Annotated in this window: 21 protein-coding genes; 10 read left to right on the top strand and 11 right to left on the bottom strand. The window is 71.0% G+C overall.

All coding sequences use genetic code 11. The annotated features are described in order from the left end of the window. Nucleotides 1–102: 102 nt before the first annotated feature. Complete coding sequence (locus AB0F10_RS33435) at nucleotides 103–1071, bottom strand: hypothetical protein (protein ID WP_360634300.1); 969 nt, start codon at nucleotides 1069–1071, stop codon at nucleotides 103–105. 234 nt (nucleotides 1072–1305) lie between these two features. Here AB0F10_RS33435 and AB0F10_RS33430 point away from each other — a divergent pair, with 234 nt between their 5' ends. Continuing rightward, a complete protein-coding gene (locus AB0F10_RS33430) occupies nucleotides 1306–1722 on the top strand; it encodes a Tn3 family transposase (protein ID WP_360634297.1) in 417 nt (138 codons plus the stop codon). Between the two features lie 139 nt (nucleotides 1723–1861). Here AB0F10_RS33430 and AB0F10_RS33425 read toward each other — a convergent pair whose 3' ends face one another. Both AB0F10_RS33425 and wrbA read right to left on the bottom strand, forming a co-directional pair. Next, nucleotides 1862–3286: an MFS transporter gene (locus AB0F10_RS33425; protein WP_360634294.1), complete on the bottom strand. Its 1425-nt coding sequence runs from the start codon at nucleotides 3284–3286 to the stop codon at nucleotides 1862–1864. 28 nt (nucleotides 3287–3314) lie between these two features. After that, nucleotides 3315–3941 carry an NAD(P)H:quinone oxidoreductase gene (wrbA, locus tag AB0F10_RS33420; protein ID WP_360634291.1) on the bottom strand — a complete coding sequence of 209 codons (627 nt, stop codon included), beginning with the start codon at nucleotides 3939–3941 and terminating at the stop codon, nucleotides 3315–3317. A gap of 95 nt (nucleotides 3942–4036) precedes the next feature. Here wrbA and AB0F10_RS33415 point away from each other — a divergent pair, with 95 nt between their 5' ends. From AB0F10_RS33415 to AB0F10_RS33405, 3 genes are all read left to right on the top strand, one after another. Beyond that, entirely contained in the window at nucleotides 4037–4477 is a 441-nt protein-coding gene (locus tag AB0F10_RS33415; RefSeq protein ID WP_360634288.1) for a MarR family transcriptional regulator, read from the top strand. A gap of 167 nt (nucleotides 4478–4644) precedes the next feature. Beyond that, nucleotides 4645–5004 carry a recombinase family protein gene (locus AB0F10_RS33410; RefSeq protein ID WP_360634285.1) on the top strand — a complete coding sequence of 120 codons (360 nt, stop codon included), beginning with the start codon at nucleotides 4645–4647 and terminating at the stop codon, nucleotides 5002–5004. Nucleotides 5005–5146: 142 nt separating this feature from the next. Continuing rightward, nucleotides 5147–5287, top strand: a complete 141-nt coding sequence (locus AB0F10_RS33405) for a hypothetical protein (protein ID WP_360634282.1) — start codon at nucleotides 5147–5149, stop codon at nucleotides 5285–5287. A 16-nt stretch (nucleotides 5288–5303) separates the two neighbouring features. Here the strand turns inward: AB0F10_RS33405 and AB0F10_RS33400 are convergent, their stop codons facing one another. Continuing rightward, complete coding sequence (locus AB0F10_RS33400; RefSeq protein WP_360634279.1) at nucleotides 5304–5777, bottom strand: hypothetical protein; 474 nt, start codon at nucleotides 5775–5777, stop codon at nucleotides 5304–5306. Between the two features lie 248 nt (nucleotides 5778–6025). Beyond that, nucleotides 6026–6769, bottom strand: coding sequence for a TetR/AcrR family transcriptional regulator (locus AB0F10_RS33395; protein ID WP_360634276.1), 744 nt, complete (start codon nucleotides 6767–6769; stop codon nucleotides 6026–6028). Nucleotides 6770–6862: 93 nt separating this feature from the next. On the opposite strand from AB0F10_RS33395, the gene AB0F10_RS33390 reads away from it, so the two are divergent. Further along, complete coding sequence (locus AB0F10_RS33390; protein ID WP_360634268.1) at nucleotides 6863–7489, top strand: SDR family oxidoreductase; 627 nt, start codon at nucleotides 6863–6865, stop codon at nucleotides 7487–7489. Nucleotides 7490–7785: 296 nt separating this feature from the next. Then, the gene (locus tag AB0F10_RS33385) at nucleotides 7786–9303 is read left to right on the top strand and encodes a diguanylate cyclase (RefSeq protein WP_360634265.1); all 1518 of its coding nucleotides are present in this window, start codon (nucleotides 7786–7788) and stop codon (nucleotides 9301–9303) included. Between the two features lie 19 nt (nucleotides 9304–9322). On the opposite strand, the gene AB0F10_RS33380 is transcribed toward AB0F10_RS33385, so the two are convergent. From AB0F10_RS33380 to AB0F10_RS33365, 4 genes are all read right to left on the bottom strand, one after another. After that, nucleotides 9323–10249: an NADP-dependent oxidoreductase gene (locus AB0F10_RS33380; protein ID WP_360634262.1), complete on the bottom strand. Its 927-nt coding sequence runs from the start codon at nucleotides 10247–10249 to the stop codon at nucleotides 9323–9325. Nucleotides 10250–10346: 97 nt separating this feature from the next. Continuing rightward, nucleotides 10347–10559, bottom strand: coding sequence for an alpha-L-rhamnosidase C-terminal domain-containing protein (locus AB0F10_RS33375; RefSeq protein ID WP_360634303.1), 213 nt, complete (start codon nucleotides 10557–10559; stop codon nucleotides 10347–10349). Nucleotides 10560–10726: 167 nt separating this feature from the next. After that, on the bottom strand, nucleotides 10727–12934 hold the full coding sequence (locus AB0F10_RS33370) for an alpha-L-rhamnosidase C-terminal domain-containing protein (RefSeq protein ID WP_360634259.1): 2208 nt from the start codon (nucleotides 12932–12934) through the stop codon (nucleotides 10727–10729). Between the two features lie 292 nt (nucleotides 12935–13226). Further along, nucleotides 13227–14264, bottom strand: coding sequence for a LacI family DNA-binding transcriptional regulator (locus AB0F10_RS33365; protein WP_360634256.1), 1038 nt, complete (start codon nucleotides 14262–14264; stop codon nucleotides 13227–13229). A 416-nt stretch (nucleotides 14265–14680) separates the two neighbouring features. On the opposite strand from AB0F10_RS33365, the gene AB0F10_RS33360 reads away from it, so the two are divergent. From AB0F10_RS33360 to AB0F10_RS33345, 4 genes are read left to right on the top strand one after another with little or no spacing between them, the layout of a single operon-like run. After that, nucleotides 14681–15544 (top strand): sugar ABC transporter permease, encoded by an 864-nt coding sequence (locus AB0F10_RS33360; protein WP_360634253.1) that lies wholly within the window; start codon nucleotides 14681–14683, stop codon nucleotides 15542–15544. Further along, nucleotides 15541–16362 carry a carbohydrate ABC transporter permease gene (locus tag AB0F10_RS33355; protein WP_360634250.1) on the top strand — a complete coding sequence of 274 codons (822 nt, stop codon included), beginning with the start codon at nucleotides 15541–15543 and terminating at the stop codon, nucleotides 16360–16362. The genes AB0F10_RS33360 and AB0F10_RS33355 overlap by 4 nt, the downstream gene beginning before the upstream one ends. Further along, complete coding sequence (locus tag AB0F10_RS33350; protein WP_360634247.1) at nucleotides 16359–16634, top strand: hypothetical protein; 276 nt, start codon at nucleotides 16359–16361, stop codon at nucleotides 16632–16634. The genes AB0F10_RS33355 and AB0F10_RS33350 overlap by 4 nt, the downstream gene beginning before the upstream one ends. 13 nt (nucleotides 16635–16647) lie before the next feature. After that, nucleotides 16648–17904 carry an extracellular solute-binding protein gene (locus AB0F10_RS33345; RefSeq protein WP_360634244.1) on the top strand — a complete coding sequence of 419 codons (1257 nt, stop codon included), beginning with the start codon at nucleotides 16648–16650 and terminating at the stop codon, nucleotides 17902–17904. A 129-nt stretch (nucleotides 17905–18033) separates the two neighbouring features. Here the strand turns inward: AB0F10_RS33345 and AB0F10_RS33340 are convergent, their stop codons facing one another. Then, nucleotides 18034–19614 (bottom strand): hypothetical protein, encoded by a 1581-nt coding sequence (locus AB0F10_RS33340; RefSeq protein WP_360634241.1) that lies wholly within the window; start codon nucleotides 19612–19614, stop codon nucleotides 18034–18036. Nucleotides 19615–19616: 2 nt separating this feature from the next. After that, nucleotides 19617–20387 (bottom strand): hypothetical protein, encoded by a 771-nt coding sequence (locus AB0F10_RS33335; RefSeq protein WP_360634238.1) that lies wholly within the window; start codon nucleotides 20385–20387, stop codon nucleotides 19617–19619. Between the last annotated feature and the right edge of the window lie 24 nt (nucleotides 20388–20411).

Raw genomic sequence — 20411 nt, 5'->3', positions numbered from 1 at the left:
GGGGGGGGTGTGGGGGGGGGGGGGGCCCCCCGGGCCGGGGCGCGCGCCGGCCTCGGATCCGGGACCGTGCGGTCGCCGGATCCGAGGCGGCTGCCCGGGCGGTCAGGGCAGCGGGGGGCCGACCCGGTTGAGCAGGATGGCGTTGTCCGTGCCCCGGACGAACAGGTGCAGCACGCCCTGGTACGCGCCGGCGCCGGGAGCGGACGGGGTTGCGCCGCCGCCGGGCACCTCCGTCCACTGGTTGCCCCAGATCGTGTTCGTCAGGGTGTTGAGGTAGATCCGGTTGTCCGTGCCGCGGACGAAGGCGTGCAGATCACCGCGGTACGCGACGAGGCTCGGCGCGGACGGGGTCAGGCCGGTGCCCGGTACCACGGTCCACTGGTTGCCCCAGGTCGTGTTGGTAAGTGTGTTGCTGTAGACGCCGTCGTCGGTGCCGCGGACCAGCGCGTACAGCCTGTCCTGGTACACCGCGACCGCCGGTGAGCTGGGGGTGATGCCGGTGCCGGGGACCTGGGTCCACTGGTTGCCCCACGTGGTGCTGGTGAGGGTGTTGCTGTAGACCCGGTCGTCGGTGCCCCGGATGAGCACCTGCAGCTTGTCCCGGTACGCCGCGGCCGCGGGTGCGCTGGGGGTGATGCCGGTGCCGGGGACCTGGGTCCACTGGTTGCCCCAGGTCGTGTTGGTGAGGGTGTTGCTGTAGATCCGGTCGTCGGTGCCCCGGACGAACACGTACAGCCTGTCCCGGTACACCGCGGCCGCCGGGGCGGACGGGGTCAGGCCGGTGCCGGGCACCTCGCGCCAGCCGGAGTGCCGCACGCCGTTCTGGGCCTGCACGTAGATCCGGTTGTCGGTGCCGCGGATGAACACGTACTGGATGTCGTTGTAGGTGGTGGTGGCGGGCGAGTCCGGTGTCGCACCCCCGCCGGGCACCTGCGACCATCCGGACCACGCCGGGGTCAGGGCCGCCTGGGCCGGAGCACCGACCAGGGTAGCCGCGAAGATCGCTGCGATGCCGACGACGATGGCGCGGACCAAACGCTGGCCGACGCCACCACGCGCCTCATGAACCATCAAAACTTCGCTCCTCGTGGTCACTCCCGCACAATCAGTGCGGATGCCTCGACACTAATCGATGATTAAGAATCGAAGGTTAAGACCACTCTGGAGCTATAAATTTAACCGTTGTGAATGCCGATCACCCCTCGTTTCGTCGATATCAGGGCTTGATCTCGCAGACCGTCGATCCGGCGGTGACCGCGGCTGATCGGCCACCCGACCGAGTCGGCGTCGCTGCGGGCCGAGCTCATGGCGGCGTCCGTCGCCGCGGCACACCACCATGTGCCGCGCCGGTGGCTGCGCTTCGCCGACGACCCCGGTTACCGCCGGCACCTCAAGGGGATGCGCAACCTGCAGGAAGGCCGCCACGGTTTGGGCCGGCACGTCTTCCACGGTCGCAGAGGCGAGCTGTATCAGGCGTATCACGCCGGCATGGAGGATCAGCTCGGCGCGCTCGGGCTCGTCCTGAATTGCTTTACCTTGTGGAACACCCTGTACCTAAACCACGCCCTGGACGCTTTACGTGGCCAGGGTTACGCCGACGCCGCCCGACTGTCGGCCTACCAACACAAACACATCAACGTGCACGGCCATTACGAGTTCGCGTTGCCCGACCTCGGCTGTCAACGCCGACCGCTGCGCGACCCCGACAGGGTCGAGGAGTGAACGCCTGTGGCGCCGCACCGAACGACTGTGTCCCTGGTCGGTTACCGGCGGCCGCTGCCCACGCGGGATGCCGGGTCCGAGGGGTCGGCCGCCAGGGGGTCACCCACGTGGGCAACGCGATGTCTTCTGTGGTCGCGGGTCAGTTCCGCTGTCGCGAAGGCAACAGCAGGCTGACCGCGGCGATTGCCAGGGCGAATCCGACCGCCAGGCCGAAGACCAGTTCGTACCCGGAGGCCAGAGCCTCAGGAGAGAAACTGCTACTGCTGTGCGAGGCGGTGCGGGCGGCGGCCGCGGTCGCGAACACCGCCAGCGCCACCGAACCGCCGACCTGGCCGGCCGTATTGGCCAGACCGCCGACGATGCCGGCGTCGCGCGGCTGGACGTCGGCGGTCGCCGACGCCATCAGCGTCGGGAAAACCAGGCCGATGCCGATCGACACGAGCAGTGCCGGACCCAGGACGCTCGTCACGTAGTGGCTGCCGACGCCCGCCTGCGAGAACCAGGCGAACCCGGCTACGAAACTCGCGCACCCGGCCAGCACCAGCAGGCGCACGCCGGTCTTCGGCAGCCATCCGACGGCGAACCGCGCGACCAGCACGAACATGACCGCGGCCGGCGTCTGCCCCAGCCCGGCGTAGAGCGCGCTGTAGCCCAGCACGTTCTGCATGAGGAGGGACGTGAAGAACCACATCGCGATGGCGATGCCACCGAACAGGAGAAGCATCGCGTTGCTGACCGCCACGCTGCGGTTGCTGAACAGCCTCAGCGGCATCATCGGCGCCGTGGCGAACCGCTGCTCCACCACCAGAAAGATCGCCAGCAGGAAGACGCCGGCCACGACCGGGGCGAGCACCCCCGCGGATCCCCACGCGTTGTCGGCAGTCTGCATGACGCCGTAGATCAGTGCCGCCAACCCGGCCGTACCAGTAATCGCACCGGCCAGATCCATCACCTCGCGGCGGCCGGGTCTCGCGGTCAGCGACGCCATCGCCACCGCGATCAGCACCGCCCCGATCGGCACGTTGATCAGGAACACCCACCGCCAGGACAGTCCCGTCGTCAGCACACCGCCGGCAACCGCACCGACCATGCCACCGACGCCACCGGAAGCGGACCACGCCCCGAACGCACGGCCGCGCTGCACCCCCGCAGAGAAGCAGGTGTTGATCACGGCAAGGGTGGCCGGGGCAAGTATCGCGCCACCCAGCCCCTGCGCGGTGCGGGCGGCGACCAGCATCTCCGCGCTGGTCGCCAGGCCCGCGGCCAGGCTGGCCAGCGAGAACAGGGCGAGCCCGGACACCAGCATGCGGCGGTGACCGAACAGGTCAGCCGCGCGACCGCCCAGGAGCATGAACCCGGCGAACGCCAGGACGTAGCCGTTCACCACCCAGACCAGTCCGGTGTCGGTGAACCCAAGATCCCGCTGCACCGCCGGCAGCGCGACGTTAACGATCGCCACGTCGAGAATGACCATGAACTGACAGGCGCACGCCAGCGCGAGAACCAGCCAGGACGGGCCGGTGTACGGCTTGACCACCTGGCTGTCGGCACGGGTACTCGTCATGACTTCCTCCGCTTTATCGGACTGTGCCTCAGGCGCTTTGGGCAGCGCCCGCGACGAGGGGGGCACCCTTCAGCCGGACGGCGAAGTTGGCCAGCCGCTGGCCCTGGTAGCGGGCAGCATCAAGTGCCGCGGCGTCGGGGCCGGCACCCCCGGTCGAGACGGTGCCGTAGGGGTTGCCACCGGCGGCGTAGACCGTCGCGTCGGTGAAGCCGGGCGGCACGATCAGCGCGCCCCAGTGGTAGAAGACGTTGCCCAAGGCCAGGATCGTGGCCTCGCTGCCGCCGTGCCGGTTGTAGGCCGAGGTGAACGCCGTCACCGGCTTGTCGGCCAGGACTCCCTCGCGCCACAGGCCGCCGGCCTGGTCGATGAACTGCTTCAGCTGCGCGGCCGGCGTCCCGAACCGGGTCGGCGTGCCGAACGCGTACGCGTCGGCCCAGGCCAGGTCGTCGAGCTGAGCCACCGGCACCGCGCTGGTGGCGTCGAGATGCTGACGCCACTGCGGGTTCTGGTCGATGGCGTCAGCGGGGGCCAGCTCGGCGGCCCGGCGCAGTCGCACCTCGGCCCCAGCCGAGGTGGCGCCCTCGGCGATGGCCTCAGCGAGGGCGTGAACCGTGCCCGTCGAGCTGTAGTAAAAGACTGCGACCTTCACCGTCACGTCGGCTCCTCGAGACTGTGTAACATTGGTTACGCGCATAATGGTTATGCGCATAATCTTATGCGCGTAACCAATGTTGTTGTCAAGGAGGGCCCATGGATCCCGAGTATGCCGACGCCCTCAACCAGGCAATCCGCCTGCTCAGCCTGCGTCACCGGGCCCGGGCTGCGCAGTTGCTGGCCCCGCTCGGCCTGCACGCCGGCCAAGAGGCCGTACTGCTCGAGCTCGACCGGGTCGGCCCGCTGATCCAGGCTCAGCTCAGCGAGGCGCTGGGCTGCGAGCCGCCCAGCGTCACGCTGATGACTCGAAAGCTGGAGGTCTCCGGCCACATCCGGCGCACCCCGGATCCGGCCGACAAGCGCGCCACCGTCGTAGCGCTGACCGACAGCGGCAAAGCGCTTGCCGACCAGATCCGGGAGCTGTGGGTCACCCTCGCGGAGGAGACGATCCGCGACCTGCCCGCCGCCACGCTGAGGCAGCTGCCCGGCATCCTGCACACCATGTCCACCAACGTCGACGGCAAATCGTCTGCCTAGTCGATACCCCGCCGCGCGGCCAACTGATGGGTCATCACAAACGATCGTCTGCGATGGACCCCATCCGAGTCGGTCACCGTCGAGCATCAGCCCAGCACCCATACCTACCAAAACGCATAGCGAAAACAACGCATCGCAAAGCCGTTCCGCAGGTAGGTTTCGACAGAGTGCGACGGTGGGACACAAGATCGGGTACGCCCGGCCGAAGCCTCCGCGACCTGGTCGACATCGTCTCCGCCCTCGAAGCTCGCGGGGTCGGCGTCAAGTCGCTGACCAACGGCATCGTCGACACCACCACCGCGCACGGCAAGCTCGTCTTCGGGATGTTCGCCCTCATGGCCGAATACGAAGCCGCCCTCATCAAAGAACGCACTCTCGCCGGCCTCGCCGCCGCACGCGCCCGAGGCCGCACCGGCGGCCGCAAACCCAAGATGACCTCCGCCCTGATCAACAAGGCGCAACGCATGTACGACAGCGCCAGTTCACGATGGCCGAGATCGCCACCTCCTGCGGCGTCACCCCCATGACGATCTACCGCAACATCCGTACCGACCGCGCGGCCGCGAAAGAGCCATCCCCGCGAGGCTGACCAGGCACGCTATGGCTTAGCGCCGGATCCACTGCCGTTGGTCTCCATGGGCCGACCCGGTCACGGAGGTCGACGACGCGATGCGTGAGGTCCTGCGGCTCTTCCCGGCCCCCGCCGAGCGGCGCGATCGCGACGACCAGGGCACCACCGTCGTCGCCTTCAGAACCTCCGTCGATCTCGAAGGCCTGCTGCCGTCGCTGCGGCGGCTCGTCGAGGATTGAGCCGCCCCGTCCGCGGTCAGTGGCCGGAGCGGTGCCGGGGTTGCTCGCCTCCCGGGACGGCGGCGGCGTCCGGCGACCCGGGAGCCGGTGGCGGTCGTCCGAAGAAGAACTGGCGGACCTCCGCGCGGAAGAGGTTGACGAGGACGTAGGTCGCCAGCGCCAACAGGATGACCGCCGCGATGCCGGCGAACGGGCCGAGGATCGAGCCGATGGCGGTCACCAGGGTGGCGAGTTCCGCGACGAAGGCAAGGGTCCAGCCGGCCCACCAGCCCGGGCGGAACAGCCTGGTCGACAGCCACAGCATGATCGGGAGAGCCACCATGATCACGAAGGTGGGTGAGAAACTGTCGCTGCGAGACGTGCTGAAGGTGTGGAACAGGAACCGCATCAGGAACGTCATGAAGAACAGGACGAGCAACGTCAGGTAAACCTGCAGCGACAGCAGCGCCCGGGTTTGCTCAACGCGCCGCGGCAGTTCCGGTCGAGTCATGGCGAGAATGTAATGCATCGGAAGCGTGAAATAAATAACTCTCCGGCGCGAAAAGTTGACCGTTGGCGGCCGCGGCATTAGGCGGCTTTTGGGCGGTCTCCTGTCCCGACAAGATAAGAAAGTCGTCCCCTGGCGTACAGCGGGCGGCGCTGATCAGGCCTAATGTGTATCGGCACGGGACGGCGCCGGGGCCTGCTGTTGCCGCGCTGCCGCGTATTCAGGTGCGCGATTTCAAAGGTAAATAATTGCTACGGGTGTCGGCGGTGGGCCAGGAGGCCGTCGATGATGACGCCGAGTTTCCAGGTGGCATACAAATGGCCGTTGCGGCCGGCGGTGGTCATCGCCGGGCGCAGGGCGTGAATGGTCGGATAGACGTCCGCCGGCAGTTCACCGTAGATCGCGTCGAGTTCGGACCCGGCGGCCCGGGACATGGCCTCCTCGGTCGCCTCGGCCGCACCCCCGGCCGCCGCCACGGCCCGCTGATCGCGCAGCCGGGCGGCGAGTTCCAGGGCTGACGAGGTCACGTACTGGTCCAGCACGTCCGCCGCCCACGGGCACACGGAGTCGTCGACGCCGCCGGCCCGCAGCAGGGTCATCGTCGCCTCCAGCAGGCGCAGGGCGTTCGGCCCGGTCGGCACCCGGGTGATCGCGACCAGGGCGATGTCGTCATGACCGCCGAGGGCGGCGATGGCCCGGCCGACGAGCAGTTCCAGCCGCGCCCGCCAGTCCCCGTCGACCGGGCCGGGCGGCTCCACCTCGGCCAGTGCCAGGTCGTAGGCCTCGGCCATCAGTTCGTCGCGATCCGCCACGTAGACGTAGAGCGACGCCGGGCCGGTGTCCAGGGCCTGCGCGACCCGGCGCATGGTCACCGCGGCGTAGCCGGCCTCGTCGACGAGGCCGAGCGCCGCGGCGATCACGGCCTGGCGGCTCAGCGGGGCCTTGGCGGGGCGGGTGCGCGGATTGTCGCGGACCGGACCGGTGCTGTCAGTCACGCCGACAATCTACCGCCTTGACAAACCGCGTTCGTAGCGAACATCGTCCGTCACGAACAACGTTCGTGATGGCCATCGCCGAAGGGAACACGCATGAGCGGGAATGTTGTCGTCCTCGGGGCCGCCGGCCGCACCGGCCGCCTGATCGTGGCGGAGGCCCTGCGCGGCGGGCACCGCGTCACCGCCGCCGTCCGCGACCCCGCGAGCATGCCGGCGACCCCCGGCCTGCGGGTGGAACGTGCCGACGTCCGCGACACCGGCAGCCTGCGCGCCGTGATCCAGGGCCACGACGCCGTGGTCTGCGCCATCGGCCCGGCCGGCCGCAAGGCCGGCAACCTCTACTCCGACGCGGCCCGCGCCACGGTCGCCGCGATGCGGGCCTGCGGCGCCCACCGGCTGCTGGCCATCACCTCGGTCGGGGTCCGGCTCGACGACCCGCACCACGCCTGGTGGTACCGGGCCCTGATCCGTCCCATCGGCGCGGACCTCTACGCCGACATGGCCCGGATGGAGCGGATCGTGCGCGACAGCGACCTCGACTGGACGTTCGTGCGCCCCACCCACCTCCGGGACCGCGAACCCACCGGCACGTACCGGGTCAGCGAAGACAGCACGCCGGAGGGTGGCCGGCGCATCACGCGTGCCGATGTCGCCCGGTTCATCGTCGAGGAGCTCGAGGCGCACCGGTGGTCCCGCCGGGCACCCAGCCTCGCCGAATAGCGGGGCGGGCGCTCGGCCACCGCCTGCGGCCGCAGCGGGCGGACGGCCCGGAGCGGGCGGTCGCCGGGTCTGCCGATCGGGTGCTCTGCGCGACCCGTACGAAAAAGGGCCGTGCCCGACCCGGCCACCGCCGACGCCGGCGCTGCTCGCGTCGGAGCGCTGAGTCATCGCGTGACGAAGCTCTCGCCGGCCGGGGCGGTAACTCTCAGGTGTGTCTCGATCACGAAACGTTAGGTCCCGCCCTGGGCCGTCGATGAGATGGGTACGACTCGGAAGGGGTGACGGTGCGAACTGCGATGGTTTTGCTGTCCGCGGCGGCCGGCCTCGTGTCGGTGCTCTACGCGGTGCTGGCGTTTCGTCGCCGAGGCCAGACGCCCCTCGCCCTGCCGCTCGCCCTGATCATCGCCGGGGTGGCGGAATGGTCCCTGGCGCAGGCGCTCTCGCTGGCGACGACGACGGAACTCGCGCGCGCCTTCAACTACGCGGTCTTCCCGGGCGTCGCCGCGGTTGTCATCGGACACTTCTGGTACGCCACGGTGTCGTCGGGTCGTCGCCCGCCGCGGTTCGCGCTGCTGCTCGTGCACCCCGTGCTGCTCCTGATCGCAATCGCCACGGACCCGTGGACCCACGTCTTCTACCGCAGCGTCGAAAGCGCGGCCGACTACGGACTCGTGGTGCACCCGGGCCCGGCGTACTGGCTGCACACCGTCTACTCCTACAGCCTGCTCGCGGCCGGCGTGGTGCTGGTGATCCGGGCGATGCGGCGGGCGGTCCGCGCGCAGCGCCGGCTGTACCTGTACTTCCTGGCCGGCGGTTTCGCGCCGGTCCTCGGCAACCTGGTGACGATCTTCGCCGACGTGGACGCCCAGCGGTTCGATCTGACCCCGATGCTGTTCCTGGTAACCGCACTCGTCTGGTGGTGGGCCGAGCGCACCGGCATGAACGCCGAGCGGGTTCCGGTCGCGTACAAGCAGGTCATCGCGGCCATCGGCGACGCCGTCATGGTGCTGGACCCGGGCGGCCGATTCCTCGACGTCAACCCGGCGGCCACCGACCTGCTGGCGACCGTCGACCCGGCCGGCGGCGGCGCCGTGGTGGGCCGGCAATGGAAGGATGTCGCCGGACCGTACTTCGCCGGCCTGCTCGCCGACACCAGGCAATGCACCGTCACGGGGCCGCTCGGCAACGTGTACGACCTGCGGGTCGCCCGCATGCGCGACAAGGCCGAGAGCACCGCCGGCACCGTCGTGGTGGTGCGGGACATCACCGAACTCGAACGACTCCGCGCCGAGCTGACCGACCACGCCGTACGCGACGGCCTCACCGGCGTGTTCAACCGGCGGCACCTCACCACGGTGCTGGACGCCCAGGTGCAGCGGGCCACTGCCGCCGGCGAGCCGCTGGCCGTCGTGCTGATCGACGTGGACCACTTCAAATCCGTCAACGACCGGTACGGCCACGCGGTCGGCGACCAGGTGCTGATCGACCTGGCCCGCGGCCTGGCCGGCGCCGCCCGGCGCACCGACACCGTGGCCCGCTACGGCGGCGAGGAATTCGTCGTGATCATGCCCGGCACCGACGCCCGGGCCGCGGCCGACTTCGCCGAACAGTGGCGCCGGCGGTGCGCCGCCGCGTGCACCTACACCCCGCAGGGGCCGCTGCAGGTCACGTTCAGCGCCGGCGTGGCGCAGCTGCCCGCCGGCAGCCGCCACGAAGACCTGCTGCGCCTCGCCGACGAGGCGCTGTACGAGGCCAAGCGGGCCGGCCGAAATCGGATCGTCATGGCGGACCAGCGACTGAGCGCCGTCAGGTAACAGCGCTCCCGGTCGTCGCTCAGCCCGAGGTCAGCACGAGCTTGCCGCGCAGGCCGCCGGCCAGGACCCGGCGGTGCGCGTCGGCCGCCTCGGTCAGCGGCATGGTGGCCGCCACGCGGGTGCGGAGCCGTCCCGCTGCCACCTGTCCCACCAGGTCGGCAAGCAGGTCGCGGTCGAGCTGGATGAGTTGCACCTCCTGGCGCACGCCACGCGCGGGAACCATCGCCGGCGTGGGCCGGGTGGCGACCACGACTCCGCCGTCCTCGACGGCGGCCGCCGCCGCCGGGCCGAGGGGAACCGCGTCGAACACCGCGGTCACCGGCCCGGCCGTCGCCGGATCGGCATCGCGGGGAATGAACTCGTGGGCGCCGAGGCCGCGCACCCATTGCTCGTCCTCGGCGCCGGCCTGTGCCAGGACGCGGAAGCCGGCCCGAGCGGCAAGCTGGGTGACGAAGCCGCCGACGCCACCGCCGGCGCCGGTGACCAGAAGGCTGCTGCCGGCCGGGGACCCGCCCGACGACAGCAGCGCCAGCCCCTGGTGTGCGGTCTGTGCGTTGAGCGGCACCGTGGCCGCGGTCGCGAAGTCGAGCCCGTCGGGCAACGGCACCAGCCAGCCCGCGTCGGCGGCCACGAACTCGGCGTAGCCGCCGGGTGCGCCCCGGGTCAGATACCACGGGATCATCCCGACGACACGGTCGCCGACCCGGAACCGCGCCGCGCCGGGGCCGGCCGAGGCGACCTCGCCGGCGATGTCCCAGCCCGGCAGGAACGGCGGCGACACCGGCCCGCCGGGGATCTTCCCGGTGGTGGCGGCTATGTCCGCCGGGTTCACACACACCGCGCGGATCCGGACGAGCACCTGCCCGGGACCGGCCTCGGGCTCGGGCAACTCGGTCACCCGCAGCACCTCAGGCCCGCCGAGCGCGCTCGCGACAACACCCAACATCGGTCCACTATAGACGAACATCGGAGGCCGGAGCCGCCGCGGCGGCTCGATGAGACCGGGCGTCCCGGCAGTCGGCCCGCCGGGACGCCGTGCGTGCTCAGGTGGTGGAGCTGAACTCGGAGGTTCCCGGGCCGGCGGAGTAGATGTCGAAGAGGCCGTTGCGCTGGACGAAGGTCGCGCCCGAGGTGATCGCGGTGCTGGTCGCCGACGTCGAGGCCAGCGGGACCCAGACCTGGCCGCTCGTGCCGGCCGGCGCGGTGACCTGGAGGTGGAACTGGCCGGCCGAGTCGCGGGCCCATCTGACGGCCAGCGCGCCGCCCGGTGTGGTAGCCGCTGTTCGGGTCGACCTGGATGCCCCACAGGCGGCGCATCAGGTCGAGCGCTCCGGCGGTGTCCGCGCTGCCGAAGCGGGCCATGACCTCCCAGGTGTTGTTGGAGACGGTGATGAGGGCGCATCGAATCTCCTCGGTGGAGAGGTCAGTGGCGCTGGACGGTGACGGTGTAGCTGCCGCCGGGTACGCGGATCCGGGCGTACCCGTCGGTGACCTTGGCGTGCAGGACACGGCCGTTGACGCGGATGGTGCTGTGCCTGCTCGCGGGGATCGCGATGGTGCCGCTGGTCGTGCGCGGGGTGGTGACGCGCAGGTCGAAGCGGTGGCCGGTCGAGGTCCACCCGGCGCCGATGTCGCCGTACCTGGTGGGGACGACGCCTCGGGCCCAGGCCAGTCGTCCGGGGCGGGGTTGGATGGTCCAGGTGGCGTAGCCCGCTCCGACCGGGCTGACGCCGAGGACCTGCTGGGTCAGCTGCACGCTGGGTGAGGCGGCCCAGCCGTGCGCGAGGCTGGCGGTGGCGCGGTTGACGCCGCCGTCGTTGTTCTTGAACTCCCACAGCCCGCCGGTGTAGAGCGGGTTGGCCGGGTCGACCATGGGTCCCCAGGTGCGGCGCATGAGGGCCAGCGCGCCGTCGACGTCGCCGACGGCGAACCGGCCGGCGGTCTCCATGCCGTTGCCGAACGGCTCGATGGTGTGCCCGGTCGGGTCCTGCAGGCCGGGGCCGAGGATCGCGCCGTACGGCGTCCACAGTGTCCTGAGCGCGCTCAGCACGCTCGCCCGGCGGTCGGCGGGGACGAAGTCGTACTGCAGGGCGAGGGCGTTGGCGTCCTCGACGAGGACGTCCGGGTGTTCGCTGCTCTGCCCGTAGGCGCCCAGGGCCGGGTTCCACAGGCGCGCGTTGACGGCCTTCCTGATGGCGTCGGCCTTGGCGTCGTGGCCGTCGGCCGTGAGGGGGGAGCCGACGGTGCGTTCGAGCCAGGCCATCTCCCGCAGCAGGATGTAGTGGTCGATGCTGTACTTGGTGACCTCGCCGGTCTGGGTGGCCTGCCAGAAGTCGCGGTCGTCGGAGGCCACCAGGTTGTTCGCGGTCAGGAACGTGTCGTTGTACGCGAGCTCGCGCCGCAGGTTCGGCAGGACGCCGACGATGTAGTCGCGGTCGCCGGTGTACCGGAAGTAGTCGATGGCCGCGCGTGCGCCGTAGCCCGAGTAGTTGTTCGAGTAGAACAGCGGCGACCCGGCGGGTGAGGTCCGCTTGGCGAAGTCCGGAGATCCGGGCAGCGCGCCGTCGGCCCGCTGGGTCGCGAACAGCGCGTCGAGCGAGGACCTCAGGTAGGCCGCGCCGACGTCGCCGAGGGTGTTGATGATGGTCGGCCCCTGCACCAGCAGGTCGCCGGTCCAGATGCTGCGGTCGCGCTTGGCGCCGTCGTAGATGCGGGCATCCGGCAGGCCGTTCAGCCCGGCGGGCTTCATGTTCAGCTGCAGCGTGTAGGCGCCGGAGTACCACATCCGGTTGAGCTGGTCGTCGCTGGAGAGGAACCAGCCGCGGTAGTCGTCGGCCGTGGCGCGGTAGGCCTGGAAGTCGACACCGACCCCGGACAGCGTGACCGTGCCCGGCGTGGTGAGCGTCAGCAGGATGAACCGGAATCCGCCGTGGAATCCGCCGGCGGTCCGGCCGGGAGCGGTGACCTGCAACGTATCGGGTCCGCCGACGCCGGCAAGTCCGCGCGACTCGTCGGACGCGGGCGCGCCCGGGCTGGTGGCGACGGCGGCGCCCTCGGCGACCGCCTGATCCAGCGGCCGGTCCAGGCCGACGGTGCGTGCGGTGGCGTCGAACCCGGTCACCGTACGCGGTTGAGCGCCGCCGAAGGTGATCGCGTTGCCCACCTCGAGATTCGCGGTGGAGGCGACGGTGACCTGATCGGCGCCGGCGGCGGCGTCCGTGGTGGTCGTGGTCGCGGCCGGCCGGCGCAGGTACCGGCGGGTCTCGCCGGTGATCAGGGAGAGCGTGGCGGCGCCGCTGACCCCGGCGACGTCCAGGTAGGGGGTGCCGGCGACGTCCTTGCCGAAGTCGAGGACGACCGAGGCGGGCGTCTGTCCGGCGACGGTCGTGAGGGTGGCGGGCCGGCCGTGCCGGGATACCAGCGACTCGGGGTGAGTCACCCGGCCGCGTCCCTCGGCGCGGACGGCCGTGACCTGATCGGACGCGGGACCGAGCACGTAGGACCGCCACGAGCGGGGGTTGGCCGAGGCGGCGAGGGGGTCGGCGGCGAGAGCGGTGGCCAGCACCAGCACGGCGACAAGTGTTCGCCGTGCCGCGCAGGCGCGGGGCGGGAGTTTGGCGGGTCGAGGCAACGTCGTTCCTTTCTCCGGCGGAACGCAATCTTGTAACGTTTCATAGTCCATCGGCGTGAGAAACGTTTCTCGTAGATTTCCCAGACGATAAGCATCGGCTCGCGAGGCGGTCAAGGAGTCGGCCTGTATTGGCCGTTAAGGGGGCTTACGCGCGCCTCGAGGTCCCTCGTGGATAAGGGTAACGATGCCCGATCGGTGTTTTGGTTACTCAGGCGAAGGGCAATGCCTGAAACGTTCAAGGCCCCGAGGTGGCGTGACCGGCCTCAGGCCGTTGTCGCGCTCCCGGCCCGGACTATGAGGCCGGCGGCGCGGCCGTGGTGCGCCGGATGACCAGGCTGGGCGTCAGCTTCACGTGGGACGTGCGGCGGTCGCGGTCGCCGATGCGGTCCACCAGGAGCCGGGCGGCGTTCGCGCCCATCTGGCGGCCGTCCTGGTCGACGCTGGTCAGCGAGATCGGCCCGAAGGCGGCGAGGGCGCTGTTGTCGTAACCCGTGACGGAGATGTCGCCCGGCACGGACAGGCCGGCCTCGGCGATCGCCTCCATCGCACCGAGCGCGACGACATCCGCGCCCGCGAAGATCGCGGTGGGCCGTGCCGGGCGGGCGAGCAGCTCCTTCGTCCCGAGATAGCCGCCCTCGTGGGTGTAGCTGGTCGAGGCGATGTCGATCTCGTCGGCCAGCCCGCGGGCGCGCATCGCCTCGCGGTAGCCGTTGGCGCGCTGCGCGTTGGGCATCTCGGCGAGGCGCACCGGGTCGGTCTCTTGATGCTCGATGTGCGCGATCCGCCGGTGCCCCAGGTCGGCGAGGTGCTCGACGACCAGGGTCGCGCCGATCACGTCGTCGTCGGTGACCGTGTCGTACGTCGTGGAGGGCCCGTGCCGGCCGACCACCACGGTGGGGACGCTGCGCGCGACGGTGTTCAGGCGCGCCTTCGACGACACCGGGGCGATGAGGACCAGGCCGTCCATGCTGCGGTCGATCATGGCTTCCATGACCCGGGCCTCGGCCTTCTCGCCGTTGCAGCCGGGAGCGAGCAGCACCTGGTAATCGGTGCCGGACAGCTGGGCGGTGATGCCGTCGAGCAGGTCGGCGAAGAACAGGTTGCGCATGTCGGGGAGCATCACGCCGACGGTGTAGGTCTGTCCGCGCAGTCCCCGGGCGGCGGCGGAGGGGCGGTATCCGAGCTCGGCGATCGCCTGCTGCACCTTGATGCGCATCGCGGGGCTGGCCCCGTAGGCGTTGCGCAGGACCTTGGAGACGGCCGTGGTGGACACCTGGGCGTGACGTGCGACGTCGACGATCGTGATCCGCCGGGGCGCTGGCTTCGTCACCGGGTCTCCTCCTCGACGGGGCGTTGCCCAAGAGCGTACCGATCATCGGGCGGCGGCGTCCTGGCGTCCCGACGGACGACATCACGACCAGAGTTTGAACAACGTTACCCATCCGTTCGAAGCCGTTGGTCGCCGCGGCAGTCACACCGATTGCGTATCTGACCAGTACCTTTGTCGGGACGGTGGATTTCGCGGCGTGGGGCTCTTGACGCTGTTCGCCGTGTGCTCGTAGGGTCGGCGAACATCTTGGAAAACGTTACCTACGCCACAGCCGCCGGCCCCGCCGTCGTGGGCCGCACACCGGGTCCTGCGCGATTTCGCGGGCAGGGCACCTCTGACGTGCAGAGTGAAACGATTCAACGAAGCGGGTTCCCGTGACAATCGATACGAAAGCCCCACCGTCGCGGCGGGCGAGGGTGACGCCGCCCTGGTGGTTCGCCGTGCCGGCCATGCTGCTGTTCGCGTTCGTCGTCCTGGTGCCCAGCGTCCGGGGCGTGTACTACGCGTTCACCGACTGGGATGGGCTCGACCCGGAATTCTCGTTCGTCGGCCTGAGCAACTTCGCCGACATGCTCGACGACCCCACCGCGCTGCAGGCCATCTGGCACACGGTGCTCCTCGCGGCCGCCATCACGGTGATCCAGAACGGCATCGGGCTGCTGCTGGCCCTCGGCGTGAACACCCTGATCAAGTCCCGGAACGTCCTGCGGGTGCTGCTGTTCGCGCCGGCCGTGGTGACGCCGATCGTCACCGCGTACCTGTGGCGCAACCTGCTCGGCCCCGAGGGCGCGGTCAACAGCCTGCTCGGTGCGGCGGGGCTGAGCTCGTGGCAGCAGGACTGGCTCGGGGATCCGCAGCTGGCGCTGTGGATGATCGTGGTGGTCATCGTGTGGCAGTTCGCCGGCTACTCGATGGTGATCTTCCTGGCCGGGCTGCAGTCGATCCCGCGGGAGATCTACGAGGCCGCCGCCCTCGACGGCACCGGCGCGTTCCGCCGCTTCTGGTCGATCGTCCGGCCGCTGCTCGCACCGGCCATCACGGTCAACCTGATGCTCTCGATCATCGGCGGGATCAAGCTCTTCGACCAGGTGTACGCCCTGACCGGCGGCGGCCCCGGGCACGCGACCGACACGATCTCCACGCTGATCTACAAGAACGCGTTCACGCTCGGCGAGTTCGGCTACAGCATCGCCCTGGCCGTCGTGCTGACCGCCATCGTCGCCGTCGTCTCCGCCGGCCAGTACGCGGTGCTGTCCCGCAACGAGCGGGCCGCGTCGTGAATCGCTACACGAGGCGCACCCTCGCGCTCGAGGCGGTCATGGCCGCCGTCGCGATCGTCTTCGCCTTCCCGGTGTACGTGCTGGTCAACCTGGCGCTGCGGGCACCCTCGGACACCTCGTCGCCGATCCGCCCGACCACCGCGCCGACGCTGGACAACTTCACCGCGGCGTGGCAGCAGGCCGGCCTCGGCGGCGCCCTGATGAACAGCATCATGGTGACCGGCGTCAGCGTGCTGATCGTCCTCGCCGTGTCGTCGCTGGCCGCGTACCCGCTGGCCCGATCGACCGCGCGCTGGTCCCGCGGCACCTTCCTGCTGATCATGCTCGGGCTGGTCCTGCCGTTCCAGCTCGCCGCGCTGCCGCTCTACCAGACCATCCGCGACCTCGGCCTGCTCGGCTCGGTCTGGTCGCTGGTGCTGTTCTACTCCGGCCTGCAGGTCCCGTTCACGACGTTCCTGTACGTCGGCTTCCTGCGGGCGCTGCCGCGCGACTTCGAGGACGCCGCGTCGATCGACGGCTGCTCCCCGCTGGAGAGCTTCCGCTTCGTCGTCCTCCCGATGCTCAAGCCGATCACGGTGACCGCGCTGGTGCTCAACGCGGTCAGCGTCTGGAACGACTTCTTCACCCCGCTGCTCTACCTGAGCGGCAGCGACCACCAGACCATGCCGGTGGCCATCGCCGGCTTCGTCGGGCAGTACGTCTCCGACTGGAACCTCATCTTCGCCGCCCTGCTGATCAGCGTCGTGCCGGTCCTGGCGGTCTATCTCGCGCTGCAGCGCAGCATCATCAACGGCTTCGCCGGAGGGCTCAAGGGATGACGCCGTACGACCTGACCACCGAGCGGCGGACCGCCCGCGGGACGGTCGCCGGCGGCCGGCCGATCATCGACGACCGGCTCACCGTGACCGTCACGGTGCCGCCGGGTAGCACCGCCGCACTGGAGATCCCCACCGCCGACCCCGGCAGCGTGCGCGAAGACGACGCGCCCGCCGCCCGGCCCGGGGTTCTCGGGGTCGAGCCGTCCGCCGCCGGGGCCACCCCGCGGCTGACGTCCGGCAGCTTCACCTTCACCGCAACCCCCGACCTCTGACCTAGGGGAAACCATGCGCAAAACCGCTCTCCTCGCCGCGCTGACCGCCGTCACCCTCGCGGCCGCCTGCTCCAGCGGCACCAACGCCAAATCCGGCGACGGCGACGACAGGACCCTGACCATCGCCTCGGTCGACCAGGGCTCCATCGAGAAGGTCGTCGACGCCTTCAAGGCCGCCAACCCGGGCGTGACGGTCAACCTCACCACCGCCGGCGCCGACCAGCTGCAGCAGCAGATCCGCACCCAGCTGGCCTCCGGCACCGCGCCGGACGTGATGTCCGTCTGGCCCGGCAACGGCAACCCCGGCGCCACCTACGTGCTGGCCAAGCCCGGCTACCTGCTCGACCTGTCCGGCCGGCCGTGGGCCGCGCAGCTGCCGGACTCGTTCAAGAGGGTCGCGCAGTACGAGGGCAAGACCTACAACGCGGTGTTCGGGCTCAACGGCATCGGCGCGGTCTACAACGACGACGCCATGAAGAAGGCCGGCCTGACCGCACCAGGCACCTGGACCGACCTGCTCGCCTTCTGCAAGGCCGCCGCCGCCAAGGGCACGCCCGCCTTCGCCCTCGGCATCCAGGACAACTGGGTCACCCAGCTGGCGCTGTACTCGCTGGTCGCCACCACCGTCTACAGCACCGACAAGGACTTCGACACCAAAATGGCGGCCGGACAGGCCACCTTCGCCGGCTCACCCTGGACCACCGCCATGGCCAAGTACCAGGAGATGGACGGCAACGGCTGCTTCCAGAAGAGCCCGCTCGGCACCAGCTACGAGGCCAGCCAGACGCTGGCCGCCGGCGGCAAGACACTCGGCATCGTCCAGGGCAACTGGGTCATCGCCCTGCTCAAGCAGAAGAATCCCGGCGGCAGCTTCACCATGAAGGCCCTGCCCGCCACCGACGACCCGGCCTCGTTCAACATGCCCGCCGCCGCGGGCGCGGGCTACGGCGTCAACGCCAAGCCGAAGAACAAGGAGCTGGCGCTCAAGTTCGTCGACTTCGTCATGTCGCCCGAGGGCATGAAGGTGTTCAACGAGGCACAGGGCAGCCTGCCCACCCTGGCCGGCGCGGGCAGCACCGTCGACCCGGGCCTGACCGAACTGACCACGTTCGTCAAGGACAACCGCACCGTGCCGTTCATGGACCAGCTGTGGCCCAACGCGAAGGTCCAGCAGACCATGCTCAGCGGCCTGCAGGAGATCTTCAGCGACCAGTCCACCCCGGACAAGGTCCTCACCGCCATGGACCAGGACTACCGGGCCGGCTCCTGAGCCGCGGGCCGGGGCCCGCCCGGGCCCCGGCCTTCCCGCACCGCCTCGCACTGGCGAGCTTCCCACCGCGACATCCCCGAAGCCTGACCCTCGCCGCCGCCGTCGAAGGCTCACTGCGCAAGGCACCGGTTACGGCCGGGCGACGATCCGGTCGAAGACCAGGGCGGCCGACGACTCGCCGCGGCCCGGCCGCTTCCGGCGGCCCTGCCACAGGTGGGACGAGCCGTCGATCCAGCGGGCGTACTGCCAGGCGCGGGTGATCGTCGCGCCCTCGCGCGGCACCTCCTCGGCGGCGACGGTCAGCGGCCGGCCGGGCAGCAGCAGGCGGCCCTCCGGGGCGATCTCGACGTCCCCGGCCGGGGTGGGCCGGCGCACCGCACCCCGGCGCAGGGCGACGCGGCCCGGTGCCGTCTCCACCGGCAGCAGCGGGATCCAGTAGTCCGGGACCGGGGTCATCAGCCGGTAGGCGATGGCCTCTCCGGGCGCGGGCTCCCGGTCGTCCGGCGTGGCGGGGGCCGTCGCCTGCCAGCGGGCCAGCCGGTCGACCCGGCCGCCGGCGGCGCCCTCCACGACGCGTTCGATCGCCCACGCGATGTTGGCTCGCTCGTCGCGGGTGAACAGGACGTCCTCCACCGGTTCGCCGTCCAGCGACCAGCCGAGTGCGGGGGCGAGCAGCAGCCGGTCCGCGCGGGCCTCGTTGCCCGGCCCGGCGTCCGACACCGACACCTCGAACATCGACCATTCCGGGTCGCGTACCCGCTCGACCAGGGTGTGCTCGCCGAACGTGTCCGCCACGACCAGCGAGTGCACGGCCGTCAGCGACCCGACCGGAACCTCCAGGGGCAGTAGGTACCAGTCGTTGCCGTACGCGGTCGCGAACTCGGCCAGCAGCAGCCGGGCGAGGTCCTCCGGCGCCGCCTCGATGCCGCCGAAGTCGACGCGGCTGTCCTCGAACTGCCACCACCGGCGGGCCGGCATGCCCGGGTACGAGGCGGGAGCGGCCAGGGAGGTCGCTACCAGGTCCTCGCCCGCGGCGGTGGCCGGTGCCTGGCCCGGTTCCATCGAGAAGGCGTACCAGTCGAGCCGCCCGTCGGCGTACTCGGTGCTGGTCAGGGTGGCCGTGGCGGTGGTGGCGGCGAACGTGTACTCCATCCGGGACGGCTGCCAGGTGGCCTGGCCGGCGGCGGGGCGGACCACCAGCGCGTCGTACCAGGCCAGCCAGGCGTTCAGTTCGTCGTCGGCGGCCAGCGTCCCGTCCCGCAGCGCGGCGGCCACCGCGTCGCCGTCGGGCACCCGGCCGGCCATCACGCTCAGATACCGGTAGCTGTCCGGGTCCAGGCCCGGGTCCGGCCGGGGGAGCGGGTACGCGGCGCGGACGGCCGCCCGCCGGTCGCCGTCCAGCATCCGCAGCAGGTGCTGCCCGGTCTCGGCGGCCAGCCGGGCGTCCGGCGCCGGGTCCTCCGCCTCCACCAGGGCCTCCAGCGGGACGGACCCGTCGAAGTCGCCGCCGGACCAGCCGGTGACCGGCTCGGTCCGGCCGCGCAGCCGGGCCGCGACCGGCGTGCCCGCGTCCTCGCCCTGGAACTCGCCCACCTGCCACTGCCGGCCGAGCAGCCAGAGCGGATCGTGAACGCGGCCCTCCAGCGAGGGCGCCATGTCGATGCCCCGGGCCCGCGGCTCCAGCCGCGTCCAACTGGTGACGGACGCCATGGCTATCTCCCCTCGGTGAAGACGGTGGACGGCACGTCGCCGGCCGGGTTGGCGGCGAAGTAGGCGGCGGGCAGGAACTGGCCGATGTCGGTCAGCGCGTCCGGGTCGATCGGGTGCAGGGCCTCGAAGTCCACCAGGCGCAGCCGGGCCAGGTCCATCGCCTCCAGCAGGGTCCGCTCGATCAGGTCCAGGCTCCACACCGGACGGTCGTCCGGCGGCACGGCCACGAGCACCGCCTGCGGCGCCGTGGCCGAGGGCGTGTCGAAGTGGTACGCGACCGCGGTGGTCTCCCGGGTGTTGGGCACCACCTCGGTCCATTCGTCGAGCACCAGCCCCGCCGCGCTGCCGAAGGTGGCACCGGGCGCCGCGTGCACCACCAGCGACAGGCGGCTGCCGGCCGGGGTCGCGGCCGTCCGGGGCAGCCCGGCCCAGCTGTCCCCGGCGGCGTACGGCACCTGGGCGACGCCCAGCGTGAGCGCCTCGCCGGTGGCCATCGCCTCGGCGTAGGTGAGGGCCGCCACCGCGCGGGCGACTCCGGCCCGTACCCGGGCGGTGCGGGTGGCCCAGGTCAGCAGCGCGGAGGTGTCCCCGCCGAGCAGGCCGGCGCCGGACGGGTGCAGCAGGTCCGGGTCGGCCGCCGCGAACGCCGGCACGACCGGGAAGTTCTCCCCGAACACGGCGCGGATCTGATCGGCCGGGGTCGTCGCGGTCCCGGCCAGGTTGTTGACGGTGCCCAGGCCCGCACACGGCATCGCGCGGTTCTCACGGCTCACGACCGTCCCCACCCTCACCTCCGT

This window comes from Actinoplanes sp. NPDC026623, from assembly GCF_040638275.1.
Classification (GTDB): Bacteria; Actinomycetota; Actinomycetes; order Mycobacteriales; family Micromonosporaceae; genus Actinoplanes.
The sequence above is the reverse complement of the archived record's forward strand: the minus strand, read 5'-3'. Positions and strand labels throughout refer to the sequence as shown.

Bases quoted from the DNA above. Each gene is read 5' to 3' on its own strand.
- AB0F10_RS33425 (WP_360634294.1), bottom strand. From the start codon at position 3,286: ATGACGAGTACCCGTGCCGACAGCCAGGTGGTCAAGCCGTACACCGGC.
- AB0F10_RS33430 (WP_360634297.1), top strand. From the start codon at position 1,306: ATGGCGGCGTCCGTCGCCGCGGCACACCACCATGTGCCGCGCCGGTGG.
- AB0F10_RS33415 (WP_360634288.1), top strand. From the start codon at position 4,037: ATGGATCCCGAGTATGCCGACGCCCTCAACCAGGCAATCCGCCTGCTC.
- AB0F10_RS33390 (WP_360634268.1), top strand. From the start codon at position 6,863: ATGAGCGGGAATGTTGTCGTCCTCGGGGCCGCCGGCCGCACCGGCCGC.
- AB0F10_RS33345 (WP_360634244.1), top strand. From the start codon at position 16,648: ATGCGCAAAACCGCTCTCCTCGCCGCGCTGACCGCCGTCACCCTCGCG.
- AB0F10_RS33405 (WP_360634282.1), top strand. From the start codon at position 5,147: ATGCGTGAGGTCCTGCGGCTCTTCCCGGCCCCCGCCGAGCGGCGCGAT.
- AB0F10_RS33350 (WP_360634247.1), top strand. From the start codon at position 16,359: ATGACGCCGTACGACCTGACCACCGAGCGGCGGACCGCCCGCGGGACG.
- AB0F10_RS33380 (WP_360634262.1), bottom strand. From the start codon at position 10,249: ATGTTGGGTGTTGTCGCGAGCGCGCTCGGCGGGCCTGAGGTGCTGCGG.
- AB0F10_RS33435 (WP_360634300.1), bottom strand. From the start codon at position 1,071: ATGGTTCATGAGGCGCGTGGTGGCGTCGGCCAGCGTTTGGTCCGCGCC.
- AB0F10_RS33340 (WP_360634241.1), bottom strand. From the start codon at position 19,614: ATGGCGTCCGTCACCAGTTGGACGCGGCTGGAGCCGCGGGCCCGGGGC.
- AB0F10_RS33385 (WP_360634265.1), top strand. From the start codon at position 7,786: ATGGTTTTGCTGTCCGCGGCGGCCGGCCTCGTGTCGGTGCTCTACGCG.
- AB0F10_RS33400 (WP_360634279.1), bottom strand. From the start codon at position 5,777: ATGACTCGACCGGAACTGCCGCGGCGCGTTGAGCAAACCCGGGCGCTG.